Origin of the sequence: Allobaculum sp. (assembly GCF_047010065.1) — a bacterium.
GTDB lineage: Bacteria > Bacillota_I > Bacilli_A > Erysipelotrichales > Erysipelotrichaceae > Allobaculum > Allobaculum fili.
On the sequence record NZ_JBKXLD010000011.1, the window covers coordinates 14,682 to 35,578 of the forward strand.

At 52.3% G+C, this 20,897-nt stretch carries 15 protein-coding genes; 4 read left to right on the forward strand and 11 right to left on the reverse strand.

Annotation, left to right across the window (positions count from 1 at the left end):
• The 3 genes from ACLUYS_RS01975 to ACLUYS_RS01985 all read right to left on the reverse strand — a co-directional run.
• Nucleotides 1-1,937, reverse strand: a 1,937-nt coding sequence (locus tag ACLUYS_RS01975; protein ID WP_412658824.1) for a DHH family phosphoesterase, incomplete at its 3' end; no start/stop codon positions are given.
• Between the two features lie 153 nt (nucleotides 1,938-2,090).
• Nucleotides 2,091-3,029, reverse strand: coding sequence for a hypothetical protein (locus tag ACLUYS_RS01980; protein WP_230267210.1), 939 nt, complete (start codon nucleotides 3,027-3,029; stop codon nucleotides 2,091-2,093).
• A 206-nt stretch (nucleotides 3,030-3,235) separates the two neighbouring features.
• Nucleotides 3,236-3,724 carry a DUF5684 domain-containing protein gene (locus tag ACLUYS_RS01985; protein WP_230267209.1) on the reverse strand — a complete coding sequence of 163 codons (489 nt, stop codon included), beginning with the start codon at nucleotides 3,722-3,724 and terminating at the stop codon, nucleotides 3,236-3,238.
• 376 nt (nucleotides 3,725-4,100) lie between these two features.
• Here ACLUYS_RS01985 and ACLUYS_RS01990 point away from each other — a divergent pair, with 376 nt between their 5' ends.
• Nucleotides 4,101-5,465 (forward strand): AAA family ATPase, encoded by a 1,365-nt coding sequence (locus ACLUYS_RS01990; protein ID WP_288339860.1) that lies wholly within the window; start codon nucleotides 4,101-4,103, stop codon nucleotides 5,463-5,465.
• A 134-nt stretch (nucleotides 5,466-5,599) separates the two neighbouring features.
• Here ACLUYS_RS01990 and rpsR read toward each other — a convergent pair whose 3' ends face one another.
• From rpsR to ACLUYS_RS02010, 4 genes are all read right to left on the reverse strand, one after another.
• Entirely contained in the window at nucleotides 5,600-5,830 is a 231-nt protein-coding gene (gene rpsR / locus ACLUYS_RS01995; protein WP_230267207.1) for a 30S ribosomal protein S18, read from the reverse strand.
• A 27-nt stretch (nucleotides 5,831-5,857) separates the two neighbouring features.
• Nucleotides 5,858-6,463, reverse strand: coding sequence for a single-stranded DNA-binding protein (ssb, locus tag ACLUYS_RS02000; RefSeq protein ID WP_242744453.1), 606 nt, complete (start codon nucleotides 6,461-6,463; stop codon nucleotides 5,858-5,860).
• Nucleotides 6,464-6,475: 12 nt separating this feature from the next.
• On the reverse strand, nucleotides 6,476-6,769 hold the full coding sequence (gene rpsF / locus ACLUYS_RS02005) for a 30S ribosomal protein S6 (RefSeq protein ID WP_230267231.1): 294 nt from the start codon (nucleotides 6,767-6,769) through the stop codon (nucleotides 6,476-6,478).
• 377 nt (nucleotides 6,770-7,146) lie between these two features.
• Nucleotides 7,147-8,055, reverse strand: coding sequence for a hypothetical protein (locus tag ACLUYS_RS02010; RefSeq protein ID WP_412658826.1), 909 nt, complete (start codon nucleotides 8,053-8,055; stop codon nucleotides 7,147-7,149).
• A gap of 687 nt (nucleotides 8,056-8,742) precedes the next feature.
• Between ACLUYS_RS02010 and ACLUYS_RS02015 the strand changes: the two genes are divergently transcribed.
• On the forward strand, nucleotides 8,743-9,270 hold the full coding sequence (locus ACLUYS_RS02015) for a hypothetical protein (RefSeq protein WP_230267205.1): 528 nt from the start codon (nucleotides 8,743-8,745) through the stop codon (nucleotides 9,268-9,270).
• Between the two features lie 129 nt (nucleotides 9,271-9,399).
• Here the strand turns inward: ACLUYS_RS02015 and ACLUYS_RS02020 are convergent, their stop codons facing one another.
• Together ACLUYS_RS02020 and ACLUYS_RS02025 are read right to left on the reverse strand one after the other, a co-directional pair.
• Nucleotides 9,400-10,296: a DegV family protein gene (locus ACLUYS_RS02020; RefSeq protein ID WP_230267204.1), complete on the reverse strand. Its 897-nt coding sequence runs from the start codon at nucleotides 10,294-10,296 to the stop codon at nucleotides 9,400-9,402.
• A complete protein-coding gene (locus ACLUYS_RS02025; RefSeq protein ID WP_412658827.1) occupies nucleotides 10,271-11,158 on the reverse strand; it encodes a DegV family protein in 888 nt (295 codons plus the stop codon). Before ACLUYS_RS02025 ends, ACLUYS_RS02020 begins: the two co-directional genes overlap by 26 nt.
• A gap of 606 nt (nucleotides 11,159-11,764) precedes the next feature.
• On the opposite strand from ACLUYS_RS02025, the gene ACLUYS_RS02030 reads away from it, so the two are divergent.
• The gene (locus ACLUYS_RS02030; RefSeq protein ID WP_412658829.1) at nucleotides 11,765-12,466 is read left to right on the forward strand and encodes an ABC transporter ATP-binding protein; all 702 of its coding nucleotides are present in this window, start codon (nucleotides 11,765-11,767) and stop codon (nucleotides 12,464-12,466) included.
• Nucleotides 12,466-15,831, forward strand: coding sequence for an FtsX-like permease family protein (locus tag ACLUYS_RS02035; protein ID WP_288876161.1), 3,366 nt, complete (start codon nucleotides 12,466-12,468; stop codon nucleotides 15,829-15,831). Before ACLUYS_RS02030 ends, ACLUYS_RS02035 begins: the two co-directional genes overlap by 1 nt.
• A 274-nt stretch (nucleotides 15,832-16,105) precedes the next feature.
• Here ACLUYS_RS02035 and ACLUYS_RS02040 read toward each other — a convergent pair whose 3' ends face one another.
• Together ACLUYS_RS02040 and ACLUYS_RS02045 are read right to left on the reverse strand one after the other, a co-directional pair.
• Nucleotides 16,106-17,461, reverse strand: a complete 1,356-nt coding sequence (locus tag ACLUYS_RS02040) for a sodium-dependent transporter (protein ID WP_230267200.1) — start codon at nucleotides 17,459-17,461, stop codon at nucleotides 16,106-16,108.
• A gap of 402 nt (nucleotides 17,462-17,863) precedes the next feature.
• On the reverse strand, nucleotides 17,864-20,897 hold a 3,034-nt coding region (locus ACLUYS_RS02045; RefSeq protein ID WP_412658832.1), incomplete at its 5' end, for a discoidin domain-containing protein.

A 20,897-nucleotide genomic window follows, 5' to 3' on the forward strand; every position in this document is an offset into this window, starting at 1 on the left:
TCATCGAGAAGATCCTGCAGCTGGGCAGCGACTTCTTCGACCGTTGCGTTTTCTCTCTCGAGGGCCGCGGCCGTGAAATGGCCGCCGCCGTTCATTTTTTCCATAATTTTCTGCACGTTGACGCTTCCGTCGCTGCGTGCAGAGACAGCTACGCTGCCGTTGTTTTCGTTGATTCCGATGGTGAATGCCGCGCTGCAGCCTTTGAAGCTGAGCAGCTCATCGGAAATTTTGGAGAGCATCGTCCGGCTGACCGGCTCATCCAGAATATCAATGAGATATTTATCGCGATACAGCTTTGCTTTTTCAATCATCTGCGCCTTGCGGCGATAGGCGGAATAATCCACCTGCAGAGCCTGTTCGGCGCGGTTGGCGTTCGCGCCCCAGGAGCGCAGCGTCGCGGCAGCCTGGAACGTCCGCTCGGACGTGTGCTGCTTGAAGCGGCTGGTGTCGACAACGATACCAAGATACATGATTGTCGCTTCCATTTCATAGATTGGAATGGAGACCGTCGAGGATTCCAGCAGTTCTGTCATAAGCTCGCAAGTCGAACTGGCTTCCGGTTCGATGTAGCTGACCAGAACATTTTCCTGGCTGGCTTCCGCGTTGCGGCGGTGATGGTCAATAATGACTTTTCGAATATCCCGCTTGAGCAGTTCCTTGCCCGATGAAATGGCCGGGTTGGAATGGTCGACCAGAACGAGCAGATCTTTCTTATCGTCCGCCATTTCCAGTGCCTGCTCTTCGGTAATGAAGCGATGCCGGCTGAGAATGGTGCTCGAGTAGGCGTTCATCGTATCGGACAGCTGCGAATCGCGCGGCACGTCCTTTAATACGATATACGGATCCTTGCCCAGCGCGCGAACCCAGTTGGAAGCGGCCAGCGCGGCGCCCATGGCGTCGTAGTCGGTGTTAACGTGACCCAGAATAAACACCTTCTGGGAAGAGCGAATGACATCCTGCAGGCTGGCGCCGACAGTGCGGACGCGCGCCTTGGAGCGCTGGGTGGATTTTTCGGAATTGCCGCCGATGAATTCGACCGGTTTTTCCCCTTTTTTAATGGCGATCTGGTCGCCGCCGCGCGACTGAACGAGTTCGGTCAGTTCGTTGAGCAGACGGTCGATTTCCAGAAAGCTCGGCTGGTCGCTGACGAAGGCAGCGGAAATGGTCATCGACAGATCGGACTTGTTGGCTGCGTCCTTGATTTTCTGAAGAATCGGGAAGTTCTTCTTGCGCATGGACGTGAGGATTTCAGAGTCCAAAACGAGCAGATAGCGGTCCGAGCGCGTACGGCGCATTAAAATGTGCATCTCCTTGGCCCAGGCCAGAAGAGGCGTGCGAATGCGCGTGTTGATGTCGTTGATCAGCGCTTCGTTGTCGTAGGACAGATACTCGGAATAGTTGTCGAGTGTCAGCGTTCCGACGACGATGCTGTTTTGCGCAATCATCTTTTTATAGCGTTCGAGTTCCGAAATGTTGCGCGCAAACAGAACCGAACTGTCTTCCTTATGAATGAATTCGAACGTGTTGCCGTTATACATGCAGACGACCGAATCAATATCGCTCTGAAACAGGTCCTTAATGCCGTCAATCACCACGGTGAGCTTGTGATTGACCAGATTCGGGAAAAAGGGGCGCAGATAGTCCGAAACCCAGGTGGCTTCGTATTCTTCGTTGTAGGTGATGATGCCGACTTCGCCAATGGAGAGCGCCTCTTTGGCGTCGCGCCCCAGAATGCGGCTGATCTTGGCATCGGACTGGATGCCCTTCCTTCTTAACTGCAGCCAGAACGCGGTAATCAGAAACAGAAATCCCGCATCCAGCAGCAGAAGCAGGGCGAACATGATCCATTCTCCCGCAATCGCCTCGTAGACAGTCATGACACCGCCAAGCGCAAGCAGGAAATAGAAAGCAAACAGCCATTTCCCGTATTCTTTCATGATGTGCTCCTTTGTCTTTCCATACCTCCTGCAGGTTTCAAGAAGCCAGCAGCTTCTCTTGCCGCACACGGATCGATCGTTTTTCGAACAAAGAGCGTCTTTTTCAAAACAAACGGATCGAATCTTACTTTAGCGGGCGGTTGCGTGCAGGACTTACGAACCTTTCTTTCTGGCAAAGGTACGTAAGACTAAATTATACATCCCTGTCAATGCCGTATACACATTGAGCAGAGGCATCAGCGAAAGGAAGGTCATCCAGAACAGGCGGTTCTGAATGGCTTTTCTTTTCTTTTTCAGTTTCGACGGATGGTTTTGTACGGAGGGATCGTCACGCAGTTCGTCCATCGCCGTTCTGGCTTTTCGAAACTGCAGCAGATAGCCCTGCCAGACCATCAGTAAAAAATCAAGAATCAGAAGACCGAGCGCCAGATCGCGCCATACCGTGAGCGCCGGATTGTTCTGGTAAACCAGAATTTCCCATACGCCCCATAAAACGAGCAGCAGCCAGAAACACCACGGAGAAACGTCCCAGTTTTCCGGCAGCTTGAACGGCACCGGCCGGTGCAGAACCCGCTGGCAGAGAACGACGCAGCCCAGCGCCGCCACCAGCGTTTCCAGCAGACTTTCAATAAACGCCAGCAGGATCAGAATCATCATCGGCGAGACCATCCACAAAAACGGTCCCATGACGGACAGTTCTTCCTTAACGTCAAAACCAAAGACTGCGGCAAAGACGGTCATAGAAAGCAGATCCGTCACAAACAGAATGAGCATGGTCGCCAGACAGAGAACAAAAAGATTTTTCTGGCGTATGGCGCCGCGGCCAAACACATACCCGCATACCAGCATTGATCCGGCGACCAGCCAGGTCGTGATGCCGGAGAGCATGAACATAAGTAGAAACATGGCCAGAAACGCGCAGAGCGGTACTTTGGAATCCCGATCGCAGATCAGACAGCACAGCAGAATCGGCAGTCCGAAAAAATACGGAAAGAGCGATTCGACCCACAGTCCGCCAAGCGTGTTCAGAAACAGAAAGACGCCAAAAACCGCGGTGAGCATTCCGGCCCGGACAATAGACTGAATTTTCATATACACGTATATCTTAGGCTGATTTGGCTGTGCGCTCCATATTTCTGACAAAATCACATACTTGCCGGCCGTATTTCCCGGCGCACTTGCGGTAAGTCTGCGGTGTGTTTGCCATTTTCTTTTTACTGATCTTTGCCCTCGTCCATACAAAAAGACCCTCTGTTCAGACGGCCTTCCATTTGAAATAAATTGAAAAACAATTTCGATTACGAGCGGCTGCCGCTTGTATAGCCTTCGTAGCGGTTTCCAATGTAGCGGCTCGAACCGAAGCCGATGATCGGATAGAACAGGAAATCCAGCAGATAGATGCCCAGAAAATAGCCGATGCCATGGCCGTATGCCAGCGAAACGTTGTAGCAGAGGCAGGCCTGAATAATGGCCGCTACAATCGAAAGGCCATAGGCGAAATACAGGAATGCGGAATTGAACGTTCCAACCGCCAGATAGTAGAAAATACCAGCGAACAGTTCCGTTCCCAGGCCAAACCAGAACATCTTCGTCTGCCAGCTGATCTTGTAAAGCAGATACAGATTGTAAACCGGAATCAGCGCTTTCCAGCCAGCCACGTTCGCCTTTTCAAACATTTTCCAGAGGCCGACGACCTCCAGAATGATGCAGGCAATGCCCAGCCAGGCCGTAAGACCGATGTTGAAGTCGAGTCCATACGAATAAGGGGCCAGAATTCCAAATAACATAAAATCACCTCAATGCTTCCTTGCGAAGTCTTTCTATCCCTATTGTACGAAGCCTCGCAGTATTTCATTTTGATTTGCCCAGCCAAATATTTTGACAGACAAGGCCACAAATCGAGTGAAAAGTCATTCGGATTGCCCAAAGTGCGGCAGCTGCAGGCGAGACGCGTTTTGGATCCGCCGGTCTGTATGCCCGCATAAGGCGGCAGGAAATACCGGCAGCGAAAATACCGCAGTGGAGATATGGAAAGAAGAAATGCGGGAAAGACAGGCAGAGACGATACGCCTCACTGACATACGGTGAAGACTGGCAGTGAAGACATACCTTGAAGACAGGCATAAGGGACGGTTTTCCTTTCTTCGCTTTTATAATGAGGGCATGACTGTTGAATCTTCTTTGCGCCAGAATCTGCTGACCGCTTTAGGAACGTGCGATTTCCTGCATGAGCTGACTGGCTGGGACATGCGCCGAAAACTGGAATATACGCTTATGATGGGCGTCTGGAACCGGACCCGCTCCGAAAGCGCCGTTCAGAAATTCATCGCCTTCTTTCCCAGAGAAAGCCGGCCGGAGAGCGCATGGATTCATGAGAATCCGACTGTGCTGAATACAAATGTTTTCGACGATTCTGTTTCACTCGATGAGGATTTTCAGTTTGCGGACCATTTCTTTCAGATTGCTGATCCAGACTTCCCCAATGCCAATCAGGATCTGCTTCACGCCATTCACGATCAGATCGATACGCTTTTCGATCCAGGTCGAACCGATTTGGATTCTTCGGATGCATCTATGTCGAATTTGTCTGCCAAACAATTCGCAGAGGTCTCACAGGCGCCCGCTGGAAACAAAGAAGACCAACGCGAAGACGAGTCTGCAACCGGCAAAAAAGAAACAAAGTCCTCGCCGGACGATTCTTCGCTTTCCTCCAGTGCACTGCAGGAAGATTTACGACAGCTGGATGCGCTGACCGGTCTGGAAGAAGCGAAAAACGAAATCCATACGCTTTGCGACCTGCTCCAGATCAGCCGGCTGCGTCAATCGCGCGGGCTGAAAAGCGCACCGGCCGCCCGCCATCTGATCTTCTCCGGCAACCCCGGCACCGGCAAAACGACTACCGCCCGGATTGTCGCCCGCATTTACAAGGATCTCGGCTTTCTTTCGCGCGGAACCTTTGTGGAATGCACGCGCGGCGATCTGGTCGGCGAATACATCGGCTCTACGGCGATGAAAACGAAAAAGGTCATCGATAAAGCCATCGGCGGCGTTCTCTTTATCGATGAGGCGTATGCGCTTGCCCGCTCGTCCGAACGCGACTTTGGACACGAAGCCATCGAAGTTCTTTTGCGCGAGATGGAAAATCACCGCGACGATCTTGTCGTTATAGCAGCGGGCTATCCGGCGGAAATGGACCGCTTTCTCGACTCCAATCCGGGGCTGCGCTCCCGCTTTACGACGTGCATTCACTTTGAAGACTTTCTGCCTGACCAGCTGTTTTCCATATTCGAACACATGGCCAGAGCGCTCGATTACACACTGAGTCCGGCAGCCGCAAAGAAAGCAGGCGCCTATTTCCAGCAGCTGACCCGTCCGGCCCCCAAAGGCTTTGCGAACGCGCGGGATGTACGGACGATGCTGGAAAAAGCCATCTCCCGACAGGCCGTACGGCTCGTCAGAAATCCGGATCTTCTTCAGCTCTCCAGCAAGGAGCTGCAGACGCTCGAAAGCGAAGATCTCCCCTTCTGAAAATCGAACATTCCCCATTCATGGAAAAAGGCCGTTCTGTTCTCAGCAGCAGAAAGGCCTTTTGTGCGGGATTGAAAAAAGACAGGCGAGCCGAAGCCAGCCTGTCTGAATGGGTATGGGTAAATTAACCGAAATTAGTCTGCAACGTAAGGCAGCAGAGCCATCTGGCGTGCGCGTTTGATGGCAGTAGCAAGCTGTCTCTGGTAGCGGGCGCGAGTTCCAGTAACACGTCTGGGGATGATTTTTCCGTTCGTGTTGATGAAACGCTTCAGCAGTTCAACATCTTTGTAATCAATTTCCTTGATTTTGTTTTTTGTAAAGTAGCAGACTTTTTTACGGCCCATGCGCTGTTTTTTGAATGCCATGTGTCGGATCTCCTTTCTTGAATTCGTTTAGAACGGCAGATCGTCGGAAGAAATGTCCAGGGTGGACGAATCGTCGACGATGCCGCTTGTGTCATTGTCGGGTGAAGCAGAAGCAGCTCCAAATCCTGTGTTTTCGCTCTTCGCGTAAGGATTGGATGCCTGCGAACCATAGCCGTAGCTCTGGTTCGAATAACCGCCAGAATAGTTCTGGCCTCCCGAAGCGTCCTGACTGCCGTAGCCGCCGTAGCTCTGGGAATTATCCGAATAACCGCCATTGTAGCCGTAGCCCTGATCCTGAACGTATCCGCCTCGAGCGTTTCTCGGTTCGAGGAACTGTACGTTGTCCGCAATGACATCGGTCGTGTAGACTTTCTGTCCCTGCTGGTTAACGTAGGATCCGGTCTGAATGCGTCCTTCGACGCTGATCAGCGAGCCTTTATGCAAAAAGCGAGCCATGTTCTCCGCTGTTTTGCCAAACGCCGTGCAGCTGATGAAGTCAGCTTCCGGCTGTCCAGGCTGTTTATAGCGGCGCTCTACAGCAAGAGTAAACCTGAGCATGTTATTACCTGACTGAGTCCGGCGAAGTTCCAGATCTCTCGTCAGTCGACCAATTAAATCAACGCGGTTCATCATAGACGGTACCTCTTACTTTTCTTCTTCTTTTTTGATAACCATGACACGAATTACGCTGTTGTTGATACGACACAGACGCTGGAATTCTTCAATTCCTTCGTTGTTAGCGGTGCAGTACATAACCACATAGTGGCCTTTTTTCATGTGATTGATCTCGTAGGCAAAATCTTTTACGCCCCAGTTGTCCACTTTGTCAACGGAGCCGCCGTTCTCAATGATTGGAGCATACAGTCTTTTTTCAAGAGCTGCGAACTGTTCGTCATCGAGCGATGCATTCACAATGTACATAACCTCATACTTTTTCATCATGTACACCTCCCTCTGGTCTGTCGGTCCTGTCATCAGGCAGGACAGGAAGCAAGATAGACTTGCCGAAATACCTTATCAGAAAAGGAGAAAATGCGCAAGTCTGTCCTTTTTTCAGATTCAAAACCGGGTAGTCTGACGATCTGTTTTTCAATCTGAATCTTTATACGGCTGCCCGACTGTCTTCAGGGAAATATTCCAGATGCCGTGCGGCCAGTCCTCTCTGCCGTCTCAAGCACCGGGATTCTATTCTCCTGCCTGTACATCGATATCCGCTCTTTTCCCATAAAAGAACCGGATCGATTAAAAGAACCGGCTCGATCTGTACGATCGGCCGGTCTAAAGTCATTTTTTTCGAATGCGGAAACTATTCTTCCTCAATAAAGCGTTCCATCGTCATACAGAGGCGTCCGAACGGCGTAAAAGGCAATATCGTCATCGACTTTCCATAAATCTCCATAGGCGCGCCAGTCATGGTACTTTGTTGTATACAGATGACGGGACTTCCCGTTGATTTCTGCCGTCAGACAGTACACAGGAATGCCTTCTTCGGTATCGGAAGTCATTTGAGAAGCCTCTTCCGTCCATCCCTTTTCGAGCAGGCGATCTGCTTCTTCCGAATCGACCGTATAAATCCGATCGCCGTCTTCCGGATTGTAGAAAGCACGCACTTTCGTGCCCGAATCGGCTGACATCACAAACATTTCTTCCACCTGCTCCCATCCCTGATCGACCAAAGCGGTGCAGGCCGCACGATCATCCACGAGACGGTATTCTTCCGTTTTCGGATTTCGGAGCGTATAGACAGGATAGTCTTCCGTTACATACACATGGAACCGATCCGTCTTCGGCAGCTGCAGAGCGATATCCAGATCCAGACCTCTTTCCTTCATTTCTTCCAGATCCCAGTCCTGCAGCCGCGTAATACAGTCTTCTCCAGGTTTTACCGCTTTCCAGCTTCCGTCTTTCTTAAAGGAGATCGTTCCATTCTCCGAAACATAGTGCAGGTCGGCCGGTGCTTCAAAGCCATAATTCAGATCGGCATGGGTGATCATATGACCGCCTTCACCCGGGCGGCAGTACTGCAGCCTGGATGCGATCGTGTCATTTTCCATCACCCACAGCTCCCCTTCTGAGCTCGAAGAAATGGTCTGCATGGCGGTGCTGGAAGAAGAAGGCTGCACCCCGCCGGCAGTGCTCGATGAAGAATCAGTACAGCCCGAAAAAACAAGAATGCCTAAGCACAAGCACAGAGCCTTTTGCAAACCAAATCGTTTTCCTGTCATATTCAACAGCTCCTTTCTCTGTTCCTTCACAGGATGCCGCTCAAAGGGCGGCCATCCTTTCGAATAAAGATCCTCCTGAAGCTTTCAAAATCTGAGAGCTAAAGCCTTATTCCATAATGAAAGATCCGGTTTCTTTCTTCCATTTCTCCATTCCATGAAAAATGCGTTCAATTTTTCTGTCTGGATTTGGCGCGTGCGGTGCTTTTCTCTCCTTCTGATTGTAGACAGGGAATGGTTTGCGAAATCTAAAGAAAAATCAAGTTTTGTTCAATCAATTTTCAAAGATGGTATTTGGAATTTACACGCGTTTTCAGTCGTCTGTGATCCGGAAGAAAGCGCTTTTCCAGTTCAGAACAGACAAAACAGGAATGGCTTCTGCATCCTTCTTTTTTTATGAAAACAGACGCTTTTCTTACACGCTTTCAGCGTGTCATTTTCATTACGTTTTCATCATTTTTGCGCTTGCCTTTAGCCGCAATCAGTGACAGTATTGTGTCTTGCGCAGAGGTCGTCTTTTTTTTATTTTCTCCGGTCTTTCCCCGCATCTTTTGCAGACCGGTACCGTTATTGAAATTGGCTGCGCAAGGCAGGAACATCATGTATTTCAATCCGATTCAAGCACGCCGGGCCCGCTCGGCTAGAGCGCGTCGTCGATTTTATCAGAAAAAACGTCGTTTCTTACTTCATATGCGGCAGTCCCAGACGCCGCGTCTTGTACTCAGCTCCATTCTGGCGATTACTGTACTGGCTGTTTTTTCCAGTCTGTTCAACCCGCTCATGGCTTCCGAAGCGATTACCTTCAAAAAGGAAGTAAGCCCCGTCGAAGCCGGTTCGGACTATTCGCTGTATGACATGATCGATAAGATTCATTACGAAACTGAAAGCACACCCGTCTGCTCGACCAACCTCAACATCAATAAGGCCGGCAGCTATACCGGAGCCTGCACGATCGACGGGCACCAGTCCCAGGTCGACATTCAGGTTGTGGATACGACTGCGCCGAAACTCGAAGTGCAGAATCTGACCGTCGGCGTCAGCGACGAAGTGGACGCCCAGAGTTTTGTAACCAAGCTCAGCGACTGTTCGCGCTGCAAGCTCTATATTCTCAATCCGTCCATGCTGATCCACGAACCCGGATCGCGCATGGTACAGATTCGCGCGCTCGACGAATACGGAAACTTCACCGTACGAACCGCGTTGCTGACCCGCAAATAAATTCACAGACCGAGTTTCCTCGGTCTTTTCTTTTTGAAAAACGCAAAATGCCGCCGCAGGTTTTCCTCGCCTGCAGCGGCATTTTATTGTCTCTCCAATTTTTAATTTCGTTTTCGTACGAAAGTCGCATTAAATGCGGATCGTATCTTCGTCGGTATAAACCATGACCGGATAGCCGGCTGGATCAAAAACCTGAACCGCCAGGCAGTTGAGTCCGGTATGAATGCCGACGGCGCTGACCAGATCGATTACGCGAACCGTAGCCCCGTCAAAGTTTTCCTTGATCTTGCGGGCGAACGCCTTCGCGCTTTCGAGAGAATCCACGTGAGCGACGGTAAAGTCATAGTCCTTATTGGTGCCCATATCCTTGAGCAGGCTGATCGTACGATCCTGCGCGCGGGACATCGTGCGGACTTTATCGACCGCGTCAACGCGGCCTTCAGTCTTGCGGTTGACGTGAAGGATCGGCTTGATTTTGAGCAGTCCGCCAAGAGCGGCTGCTGTTGCGGTCAGACGGCCGCCGCGGCGCATGTGCTGGAGGTCGTCGCAAAGAACGAACGTATCGCAGTTTCCCGCAATCTGTTCGAGCTTTTCCATGATTTCCTCAATGCTCTTTCCCTGCTCATACATCGTTTTGGCGGTGATAATGCAGTGGGACTGGGTTACGGCTGTCGTTCCGCAGTCAAACCCGTAAAAGGCCAGATCCATCTGGTGCGCAGCGGACTCCATGGCATTCAGGGTGCCGGAAAGTCCGCGGCAGATCGGAACGCAGAATACGCCCTCATATCCGTCTTTTTTGAGCTGTTCAAAGAGATCTTCGATTTTTCCAAGCGAAGGCAGCGAGGTCTTCATCAGTTTCTGCTGGTGAAGGTTGTCAATGACCTGGGCATAGGAGATATCTTCAAACTCGTCGTAGGTGTTCTGTCCTTCTGTAATCTGCAGAGGTACGGAATAAATTCCATGCTTTTTCCAGTATTCACTGCTGAATCCGGTTCCGCTGTCAGTCACAAATGCGAGTTTCATCATATTCCACTCCTTCAATTTTCGGGATGTACTGTACGCCGACCGAGCCAAGTCCGGTGTGCGCCGCGATGACCGGGAACATGTTCAGCACATGAACCTTTGTTCCAGGACGCAGCGCCGCCATCATTTCTCTTGCCGCCTCTGCCGAAGTATCCGCGTTGCCGTTCAGAACGAACAGTTCGTAGTCGACGCCGTCCACAAGACCCTTGGCTACCTGTTCTACGCCGCGGCTGACCGCCTTATGGAAGGTGCGGACTTTTTCAAAGGAGTCGACTTTGCCCTGCGTATCTTTGGAAACGCGCAGAACCGGCTTAATCTTGAGCATGCCGCCAAGTTTGGCAGCAAGCGGCGTCAGACGTCCGCCTGCGGCGAGATGGTCGAGATTGTCGACCATCAGATAACCGGCTGAACCGTCGACTGACTTGCGCAGCGCGTCGACGATGGCTTCCGGATCCCTGCCCTGTTCGAGCAGCTGCTGGGCCGCAATGACCAGATACTGCTGCACGGCGAGGGTCGTATAAATATCGAGCGTATGCACGACGATATCGAAGCGTTTTGCGGTCGCCTGGATGATCTGGTTGGTTGAAGAGAGGCCGTTGGACAGATTGATGACAATCACGTCCGTTACGCCTTCGCTTTTCAGCCGTTCGAAAAGCTCTTCTTCAAGAAGAAGAGGCGGCTGGCTGGTCGTGGGCATTTTGCCTTCATCGAGAAGCTCATACAGCTTTTCGCAGGTCAGATCCACGCCGTCGAGATACTGTGTCTCGTCGACGAGAACCTGCAGGGGAAGAAATTCTATTCCTAAGGATTCGGCCTGCTTCTGCGTTAAGCCGCTGCCGGAATCCGTAATGACTTTTACTTTCATAATTGATCTGTTCTCCATTTTGCGGGAGCCATCGTTTCATGGTCCGCCTACATTTTAGCGGACCATGCTCCGTTTTCCACTAATCGGACATGACTGAAATATACAGATCGACAGCTGTGTGTGCAAATGGCTTTGGCAGGCCGAAAATACAAGGAGAGAACAGATCGACAGACGCCATAACCAAATCCGCACAGAAATCCATCCGCATTTCATTCGTCCAGAAAACATGGAGCAGAAACACAGGAAAACAGGATCTATTTAAGTAATTTGGAATATTCTTTCATCTGGTTTTAAAAGCAAGATGCCATTGCTTAGTATATCAGATCGTTTCATCCTGTCTGTACAGGCCGGCAACAGTTTCCTTTTTCGACAGTCTTTGCATCGTTTTGTCCGGATTTTTCCATTTTTCCTCTCGGGATAGAATCCGGCCTGAAAAACGCTTTCCAGCCGCTTTGGTCCTCTCTTTGGCCCCGGCTTTTCGTATTGCTGCCAAACGGTCAAAAGAGAGGCAGGAAATGAAGGTTTTCGCACAGTCCTGCTCAAAAGCAGGTCATAATAAAAGATAACTAACCTTCCCTATTTAGAGACTTCAGGAGGTGTTCTGCGATGAGTTTTATTGAATTCAAGGACGTCCGCAAGGACTATCAGATGGGTGAAGTATGCATTCATGCCCTGTACGGCGTCAGCTTTTCGATTGAAGAAGGCGAGTTTGTGATTATCGCCGGCGCCAGCGGGGCTGGAAAATCCACCATTCTCAACCTGCTTGGCGGCATGGATACCGTCAGCTCGGGAACCATTCGCGTCGGTGATAAAATCGTCAGTGATTTTGATTCGAAGCAGCTGACGCTCTATCGGCGCGATGACGTCGGGTTCGTCTTCCAGTTTTATAACCTGATTCAGAATCTGACCGTCCGCGAAAACGTCGAACTGGCGGCCCAGATTTCCAAAAGCCCGCTCGATATTACCGGAACGCTGAAATCCGTCGGACTGCTCGACCGGGAAAACAACTTCCCTTCCCAGATTTCCGGCGGGGAACAGCAGCGTGTCGCAATCGCCCGCGCGATTGCGAAAAATCCGCGCCTGCTCCTTTGCGACGAGCCGACCGGCGCGCTGGACTACCAGACGGGCAAGCAGGTTCTCGAAGTCCTGCAAAACATCTGTAAAAAGGAAAAGACGACAGTCGTCGTCATTACGCATAATCTGGCGCTGACACCGATCGGCGACAAGATTATTCGAGTGCGTTCCGGAAAAATCGAAAGCATTACCCGCAACGAGCATCCGATGAGCGCACGGGAGATTGAATACTGATGACACCCGCACTATGGAAAGACCTGTTCCGTGAAATCCGCCATTCCCTGGGGCGCTACCTGTCCATCCTGGCCATCACCGCTCTGGGCGTCTCGTTTTTTGCGGGCATCAAAGCCAGCGCGCCGGATATGAAAAATTCGGCCGACGTCTACTTTGACCGCTACAACCTGCAGGATATACAGGTGTACTCCACCGTCGGCTTAAGCGACAAGGATCTCGAGGCGCTGAAAAAGGAACCTGGCGTGAAGGACGCGCAAGGTCAGTTTTCCGCCGATTATCTCTGCCGCAAAGGCAGCCGGGAAATGACCGTTAAAGTCCTCTCCTATACGGACGGACAGACGATCAATACGCCGCGTCTGGTCGAAGGCCGCCTGCCGCAAAACGACAGGGAGTGCATGGTGGAAGGCGACAGCGCCACGGGAAACATTTTCGGGTCTTTTGAGATCGGGGATACGGTTCATCTGTATTCCGGAAACGACACACCGGTCAGCGACGATCTCAAATACGACACCTACACCATTACCGGCAAAGCCTATTCTCCAAACTACCTGTCCTACGTACACGGCTCTTCTTCGATCGGTTCCGGTACGGTCGATACGTATTTCTTTATCCCGCAGTCCGCGATCAAGGCCGACTACTTTACGGAAATCGATCTGACCGTCGACGGGGCCAAAGAAGCGGATACGTATTCCGACGCCTACTTCGATCTGACCGATCCGGTCGTCGATGAAGTCGAAACGCTCGCCGACAGCCGAACCGTTCTCTGGAAAGACGAACAGCGTCAGAAAATTGACGACCAGGAAAAGGAAGCCCAGGACAAGCTCGCCGATGCGAAAAAGAAGCTCGACGACGCGAAAAAGAAACTCGAGGATGCCGCGCTGCAGATTGCGGATGGCGAAAAGCAGATTTCCGATAACGAAGCGCTTCTGGCCAGTTCAAAAACGCAGCTCGATCAGGGACGCAGCGCGCTCCAGTCCGGAAAGCAGCAGATCGCCGACGGCCTTGCTCAGATTGATGCCGGGCTGGCTCAGCTGCAGGGCATCGATACGACCGCCAGCGATCTGATTGCCAGGCGCGATGCGCTCACGCAGGCCATTCAGGGCGTCCAGTCCATCGATCAGGCCATTTCCGGAATCGAATCGCTCGATCAGGGTATCCAGACGCTGAGCCAACAGATTGCCGCGCTCGAAAGCGCCGATCCCCAAAATACGCAGCTGCCGGCTTTAAAAGAACAGCTTGCGGCGCTGCAGGCACAGCTGCAGGGCGTACTGGCCCAGGCAGTGCCCGGCGCGCCCGACGCAGCTTCCGCTCTAGCTGCGCTGAACACGCAGAAAAGTTCTATTCTCGCCTCGATTGGCGGATCGCTCGATGCCGCAAACGCCTCTCTTACTGCCTTAAATGACAGAATTGCTCAGGCGCAGAGCGCCATCGTACAGCGCGACGCCTTAGTCAAACAGCGTCAGGAACTTGCGGCCCAGCAAAATGAGCTGGCTGCGAGTGAAACGCAGCTGGCCGCAAACCAGAAAACGTATGACGATGGCGTAGCCCAGCTCAATCAGGCCAAAAACGATCTGGCAAAAGCCAGAAGCGATTACGCCAGCGGTCAGAAAGAATACGAAGACGGTCTGGCCGAATACAATACGAACAAAAAAGAAGCCGAAGACAAAATCGCGGACGCGAAAAAGCAGCTCGACGATCTCGAAGCCAAATGGATCGTGCTCGATCGCAACTCGCATTATTCCTATAAAGACTACGAAGCCTGCGCCGACCGCATGGACGGCATCGCCTCCGTCTTCCCTGTCTTCTTCTTTCTCGTCGCCGCGCTCGTCTGCATGACGACAATGACGCGCATGGTCGATGAGCAGCGCAACGAAATGGGAACCCTCAAGGCCCTTGGCTACTCCCGCCGGCAAATCGCCGCGAAGTACCTGCTCTACGCGGGATCCGCTTCCGTTCTTGGCAGCATTCTCGGCTGTGCCGTCGGCATGTACGTGTTCCCGATGATCATCTACTCCGCCTGGAACATCATGTACAACCTGGAAGCCATTCAGTTCCGCTTCCAGCCGGGTCTGATGCTCTTTGCGTCTTTAAGCGTTACCGGCGTCGTGCTGCTCGCTGCGCTCTTCTCCATTATTAAGGAACTGCGCGAAGTGCCGGCCCAGCTCATGCGGCCAAAAGCCGCAAAGGCCGGCAAGCGGATTTTGTTAGAACGCGTCGGCTGGTTCTGGTCAAAGCTTTCGTTCATGCATAAAGTCACATTGCGCAACCTCTTCCGCTATAAGAAGCGCTTTTTCATGACCGTCATCGGCATCGCGGGCTGTTCCGCCCTGCTGGTCGCCGGCTTTGGTCTGAACGACTCCATCAGCGATATCGTTCCACGCCAGTTCCAGGCGATTTACCACTTTGATGCTGCCGTGGATGCCAAAGAAGAAGACGGACGGCAGCTGGCCGCCGATCTGAAAAAGGAAAAGGGCATCGAAGATACGTTCAATCTCGAAACCCTTCCTGTTACCGTTCACTATGACGATAAGGATGTGTCCGCCACGCTCAATATTGTCGAAGATCCTGAAGCCTTCGAAGAGTTCATGACGTTTATCCCGATGGACGGTTCCGAACGTCTGTCTTTAAACGACGGCGTTCTCGTTTCCGTCAAGACGGCCGAGAAAATGCACCTGTCCAAAGGCGATACGATCCGCTTCAAAACGGCGGACGATGAAGAAGTAGATCTTCCGATCGCCGGCATTTTCGAACAGTACACCGGCCACATGCTTTACGTAACGCAAAAGACGTTCGACCGTCTCCATATTCAGGAAGAGCCGGACGCGCAGATTCTGCTGCTTAACGACGATACGTCTCCGGAATTTGAAAGCGAGCTGGGCAGCTGCGTTCTCCAGCACGAGGGCGTCCGGTCCGTCACCTTCTATTCGGCGACAATCGACAACTTTGAAAACATGATTTCCTCGATCAAGTCGATCGTAGTCGTTCTCGTTCTGTCGGCGGCGATGCTGGCGTTCGTGGTACTTTACAACCTTTCCAACGTCAACATTTCCGAACGTCTGCGTGAAATTGCGACCATCAAGGTCCTTGGCTTTACCGAAAAGGAAGTCAACGCCTACATCAACCGCGAAAGCATAATCCTTGCCCTCATTGGCGGACTCGTCGGTCTGCTGCTGGGCATTTACCTGCACGATCTGATTATGAACCTTGCCGAACTCGATACGATCCGCTTTGGCCGCACGATTTTCTGGCAGTCCTATGTCTATTCCATCGGTCTGACCATGCTTTTCGCTCTGCTCGTCAACTGGATCATGAAATACCGTCTGCGCAAGATTCAGATGGTAGAATCGCTCAAAGCGGTCGAATAAATCCGATCGCCTTACCGGCTATTTCCTGTCTCTCAGACGGAGCCCCGGTAACACGCATGCCTCAGACATACCTCTGGCACGCCTCAGTCCTGTTTTCCCAACGGCGAAGCAAAACCGCCTGCCAGCAAAGTTTTAAAACTTACGGCAGGCGGTTTTCTTATGTCCCGCAATACGCGCCGCTCGCTTCGGGCCATACAAAAACGCCGCCCGCAATACGGTTAGCGGTCGGCGAAATGATTTTGTAAAAAAGCAGCTTCAGAACATATGCGAAGGATCAGATCAGACCGATCACCAGAATCACCAGAATGATGACCGGCAGAACGTACTTGCAGTAAGGGTGCAGCCACTCAGGCACTTTGGCGCCTTTTCCTTCGTTGGCTTCCTTGCGGAAGTTTTTCCAGCCCCAGCCAAACTTGGTGCAGCAGAACAGAACGAAAATGAGCGATCCGCCAGGCAGCAAAATGTTGGAAACCAGGAAGTCTTCAAAATCCAGGATGGTCGTTCCCGCTCCTAGCGGTGCCGCGCCGGACAGAAGCGACCAGCCCAAAGCGCAGGGCAGCGACAGTACGAAGACTGCCGCCATATTGACCAGACACGCTTTTTTGCGGTCCCAGCCAAACAGGTCCATGCAGCTCGAAAGGATGTTTTCGAAAACCGCCAGAACGGTTGAGAACGCTGCAAACGTCATGAACAGGAAAAACAGCGCGCCCCACAGACGGCCAAACGGCATCGCGTTAAAGACGTTGGGCAGCGTGACGAAGATCAGACCCGGACCGGCATTGACATCGACCGAATAGGCGAAGCAGGCTGGAATGATGATCAGGCCGGCAACAATCGCGACAAACGTATCCAGAACGGCGACGTTGATCGATTCGCCGAGCAAGGCACGATCCTTATTAATGTAGGAGCCGAAAATCGCCATGGCACCAATACCGAGCGAAAGGGTAAAAAACGCCTGGTTCATCGCCGCAACGATGACATTCCACGGTCCGATTTCCATGAAGCGGTTCCAGTCCGGCAGCAGATAGTAGCGAAGACCAGCGTTGGCGCCTTCCAGAAACAGGGAGTTGATCGCCAGGACGCTCATTAAGATGAGCAGCGAAATCATCATCACTTTCGTTACGCGCTCGAGGCCTTTCTGCAGACCGAGCATGCAGATCAGAAAACCGGCGACGACAATGACGCCCATGTAAAACACTTCGCTGCCTGCATTGGCCAGCGTGGCATCAAACGCCGCACCGATCCCGGCGCCATCCAGACCTTCAAACCGGCCCAGACACATATCGACAAAGTACTTCAGCATCCATCCGGCGACGGTCGTATAAAACATCATGAGCAGGTAGTTGCCCGCAATCGCAAAACCGGTATGCCAGTGCCACTTGCTTCCTTTCGGTTCCAGCGTCTTATAAATTTTGGCTGGACTTTTCTGGGCGGCACGTCCCATCGCAAACTCCATCGTCATGACGGGGATGCCCAAAACCACGAGGAAGAACAGGTAAATCAGAATAAAAATTGCACCGCCGTTCTGTCCGGCGATGTAGGGGAATTTCCAGACGTTTCCAATACCGATCGCGCATCCGGCGCTCAGCAGGATAAAGCCCAGACGGGACCCCAGCTGTTCTCGTTTCATATGTAATTCCACTTTCCTTTTCTCTTGCGGCTTCTTCCCGGCCTTTCGCAAGGAAGCTTTCGCATTTTCTGCGATCGCTTGCGTCGGGAGCAGCCGTAATTCTTTCAAAGATTCCGCCTGTCGGATGCGGACGGAATCAGTGTTTTCATTTTAGCGAAAATCGAAAAAAAACCATAGATTCCCGAAAATCCCCTCGGCCATACGCGGGGATTGATACGTTTTCCTGCCGGTTTTCGACCGTTTTTTTCCATTTTTCAAGCCGCTTACAGCGCGCGAACGAGTTTTGAACGATCTGGACTGCACGCAAAAACACCGCAGCAGCCGCAGCGTATGGCTGCGGTTTACTGCGGCGTAATGGGTTGAGAAAGACGATGAATCCTGATGACCTGGAAAGAACTCGTCTTACTTCAGACCGTTCAGGCGGTCAGCTTCCGGTGCAATGCGCATCGTCAGCAGTGCACTGTTCAGGGCTCTGGCGGCTTCGTTAATCTCGTTCTGGGAAGCGGAAGCAGCGTTGATGACTTCATGCGCCTGCGTGATCGCTTCTTCCAGATCGGATCCGTTCACAAAGGAAGACTGCTGCGCGGTCGCCTTGTTCCAGGCCAGAAGAAGCTGGGAATAATCCAGATTCTGCACGGTCGGATTCTCGCTGGTGAAGCGGATGATTTCCGAAATTTCCGGCGCGTTTCCATCCGTCCATTCGATCTTCACGGACAGAATCTTATCGATATCGTTCGACCCCATCGTGTTCAGCGAACGTACCAGATGACCAAGAGTTTTCCATTCAATCTTGCCGTCTGTATTGACCGCGCGAACCGAAACGGTGGCATTGCTCAAAGTGCCTTTCTGAATGATGTTCAGCGTATTGGCATCGAGCTCGTCGGAGAAATCATACTGTACCGATCCGGCCTGGCTGGAGGCTGGTTTGTAGGACGTGGACAGATCGCTGTCGAACATGTTGAGCGCGCTGTGGTTTTGCGCTTCTTCCACAGCAGCCGTTACGGCTGGATGCGGAACGGATTTGTATTCGCCGTCGTTGATCAGAATTTCATTGAACAGTACGGCCCGGCTGGCGTTGCCTGCGGTGAAATAAATGCGGATATAGCGGGCGTCCTGCGCGGTTTCGAGCGTTCCGACTTTGGTAACCTTGTTCGGATAGCGGCTGCTGGCCATGTAGCCGGCATCGGCATCCTTGGCCGTTACGTCTGCGTCATCCGTGTTTTCCACACCGTCACCGATTTCCATAACGTCCGTCCAGTTTTCAAGGTCGCTGGAAATCTGGATTTTCGCGTCGCGGATATAGTTGACGGCGCTGTCCTGGTTTACGATTTCCAGTTTGGAAATCGAGCGGTTCTGACCGAGGTCATAAATAATTTCGGAGCCTTTTGCGGGGAGCGTGGCGAATTCGGTGGTGGTATCCACATCGCCGTCAAACGCCGCTCCATTGTCACGCGTATCTTCGCTCGCCCAGCCGGCGGACGTAATGCCGACCGTATCCGAGAGACGGTACGGACCGCTGATCTTCGTTACCGTTACCGAAAGCGGCGTACTGAGATCTGCGGAAACGGAAGCATCCGTCGTATTGATCAGACGTACATAGCGGGCATCTTCTGCACTGGACGCATCCGCTGCAACGCTTACCCATTCGTATCCGTTGCGGGAAACTTCCAGTGACAGGCTGCCCAGGTCTCCGTGCGTAAGCGACGCGATTTTCGTAATCTCGCCAAGATCAACGCCGGCGTATTCCCCAGCTTTGAGGACGAGATTCTGACCATCGCTGGTCAGCAGCTGGCGGCCGTTTTCGATTTCCGAAGTTACCGCGCTGGTGCTGTCCGCATTGGTGATCAGATGTTCTGTATCGTAATCCGAACCGTCGCCTGGAACGACGTTGAATTCGGCAATCTGGAGCCATTTGTGGACGCTTTCCAGGTTATTAATGCGAATGGCTTTTACGCTTGCACCATGAAGTTTTACACGGAAGGTACTTTGCGCCGACTCCGGTTTTGGATCGGTATACTCGCCGGCGGTTTTCCATGTGGTACCGTCTTCGGAGTATTCCAGAGCGAAATGCGTGAGCTTATCGTTTTTCGCGCCGCCGTTGACAAAGACGATTTCGTTAAGCTGAACGGCCTCCGAGAACGTACGGGTTACGATCGGGCCGACTGGTGCGTAATCGCCTGGCGTTGAAATCCAGGCGAAGGTGGACGTATCGCCATCCGTCATCTGATCCGCCGTGCTCTGCTGATAGTAGGCGCAGCCGTCTCCCAGCGTGAAGGTGGAAGAAGGCAGTTCGATCTCACTGCTCCCCCCCTGCTCCGGATTGATTCGAATGTCGCGAACGCCAAGCCAGGTGTTGGTTTTGTCTTCGGTAGAAAGAACACGGACTCCTCGCACGCCCTTCAGATCGAGATCACTCAGATGGATTTCCTGCGGCGTTGTATACACGGTGTCATTCAGATCGGTCCAGGTTTTACCGTCCGCGGTGATCTGCACTTTGGCTTTGGAGAACGTATCATTCAGGTTGCCGGACTGACCGAGCAGGAACTGAATTTCGTAAATGTCTTTCGGCTGGGTATATATGACACCAACGTAGTCGCCTGCAGAAAGGGTGCTTGGCGTTTTGAAAACGATCTGCGTCGAGGCATTGCCGTCAAACACATTGTCCAGCGATCCTTCCGGCGTATCCGAACGGCTGGTAATGAACGTCGCCGTATCCAGGTTCGGGTCGATCAGCGGAAGAATCCGTGCGGAAAGCGCCGAATCCAGTGCGTTCATGAACGGCGTGATGTGAATGCGGCCCGCCTTGGCGTATTCCGTATGATCCACGTAATGGAAGCCATGGGTTCCCGCCTGGGTCTTGGCGTTCTGGGCGCTCGCAAAATGATCCCATACCGCCGCGGTGGATTCGCCGTGATTCAGTGCGCTGAGGGCATCGAGATAGCCGAGCACCGCGCTGGTCGTATCATCCCATGCGTCAATCCAGTAAATGATCTGCGAGAGCGTCCGTTTGTTTCCGGTTTCTTCGCGATACGTTCTTGCGGCATCACGCAGCTTCTCAAATTCAGCGCGGATTTCGGCGATGTCTTCGTCCGTAATCGTCTGGTTTCCAGTCAGCTTTGATTTAAAAGCGTCCAGCTTCGGACTGAGTTCTTCGGATTCGCTGTTGCCGATCTGCTTCGAGTTTTTCATGTGCTTGGAAAGCTCGCGATAGGCGTTCGAACCCGCGGTTTCTTTACCGGTTCCATGGTCGATATAGGCGAAGGAGTCGTTCCATACCTGAGTGTAGTGATCCGCGTCGCTCCAGATATTCCACGCATAATCGGCGTTGGTGAACAGACCCTGCTTGCTGGGCTCCGACTGCTGCATCGGGTTCAGAACGATGCCGTTAACCGTATTTGGATTGGTATTGGGCTTGAGTACCGCTTCGGCACTGCAC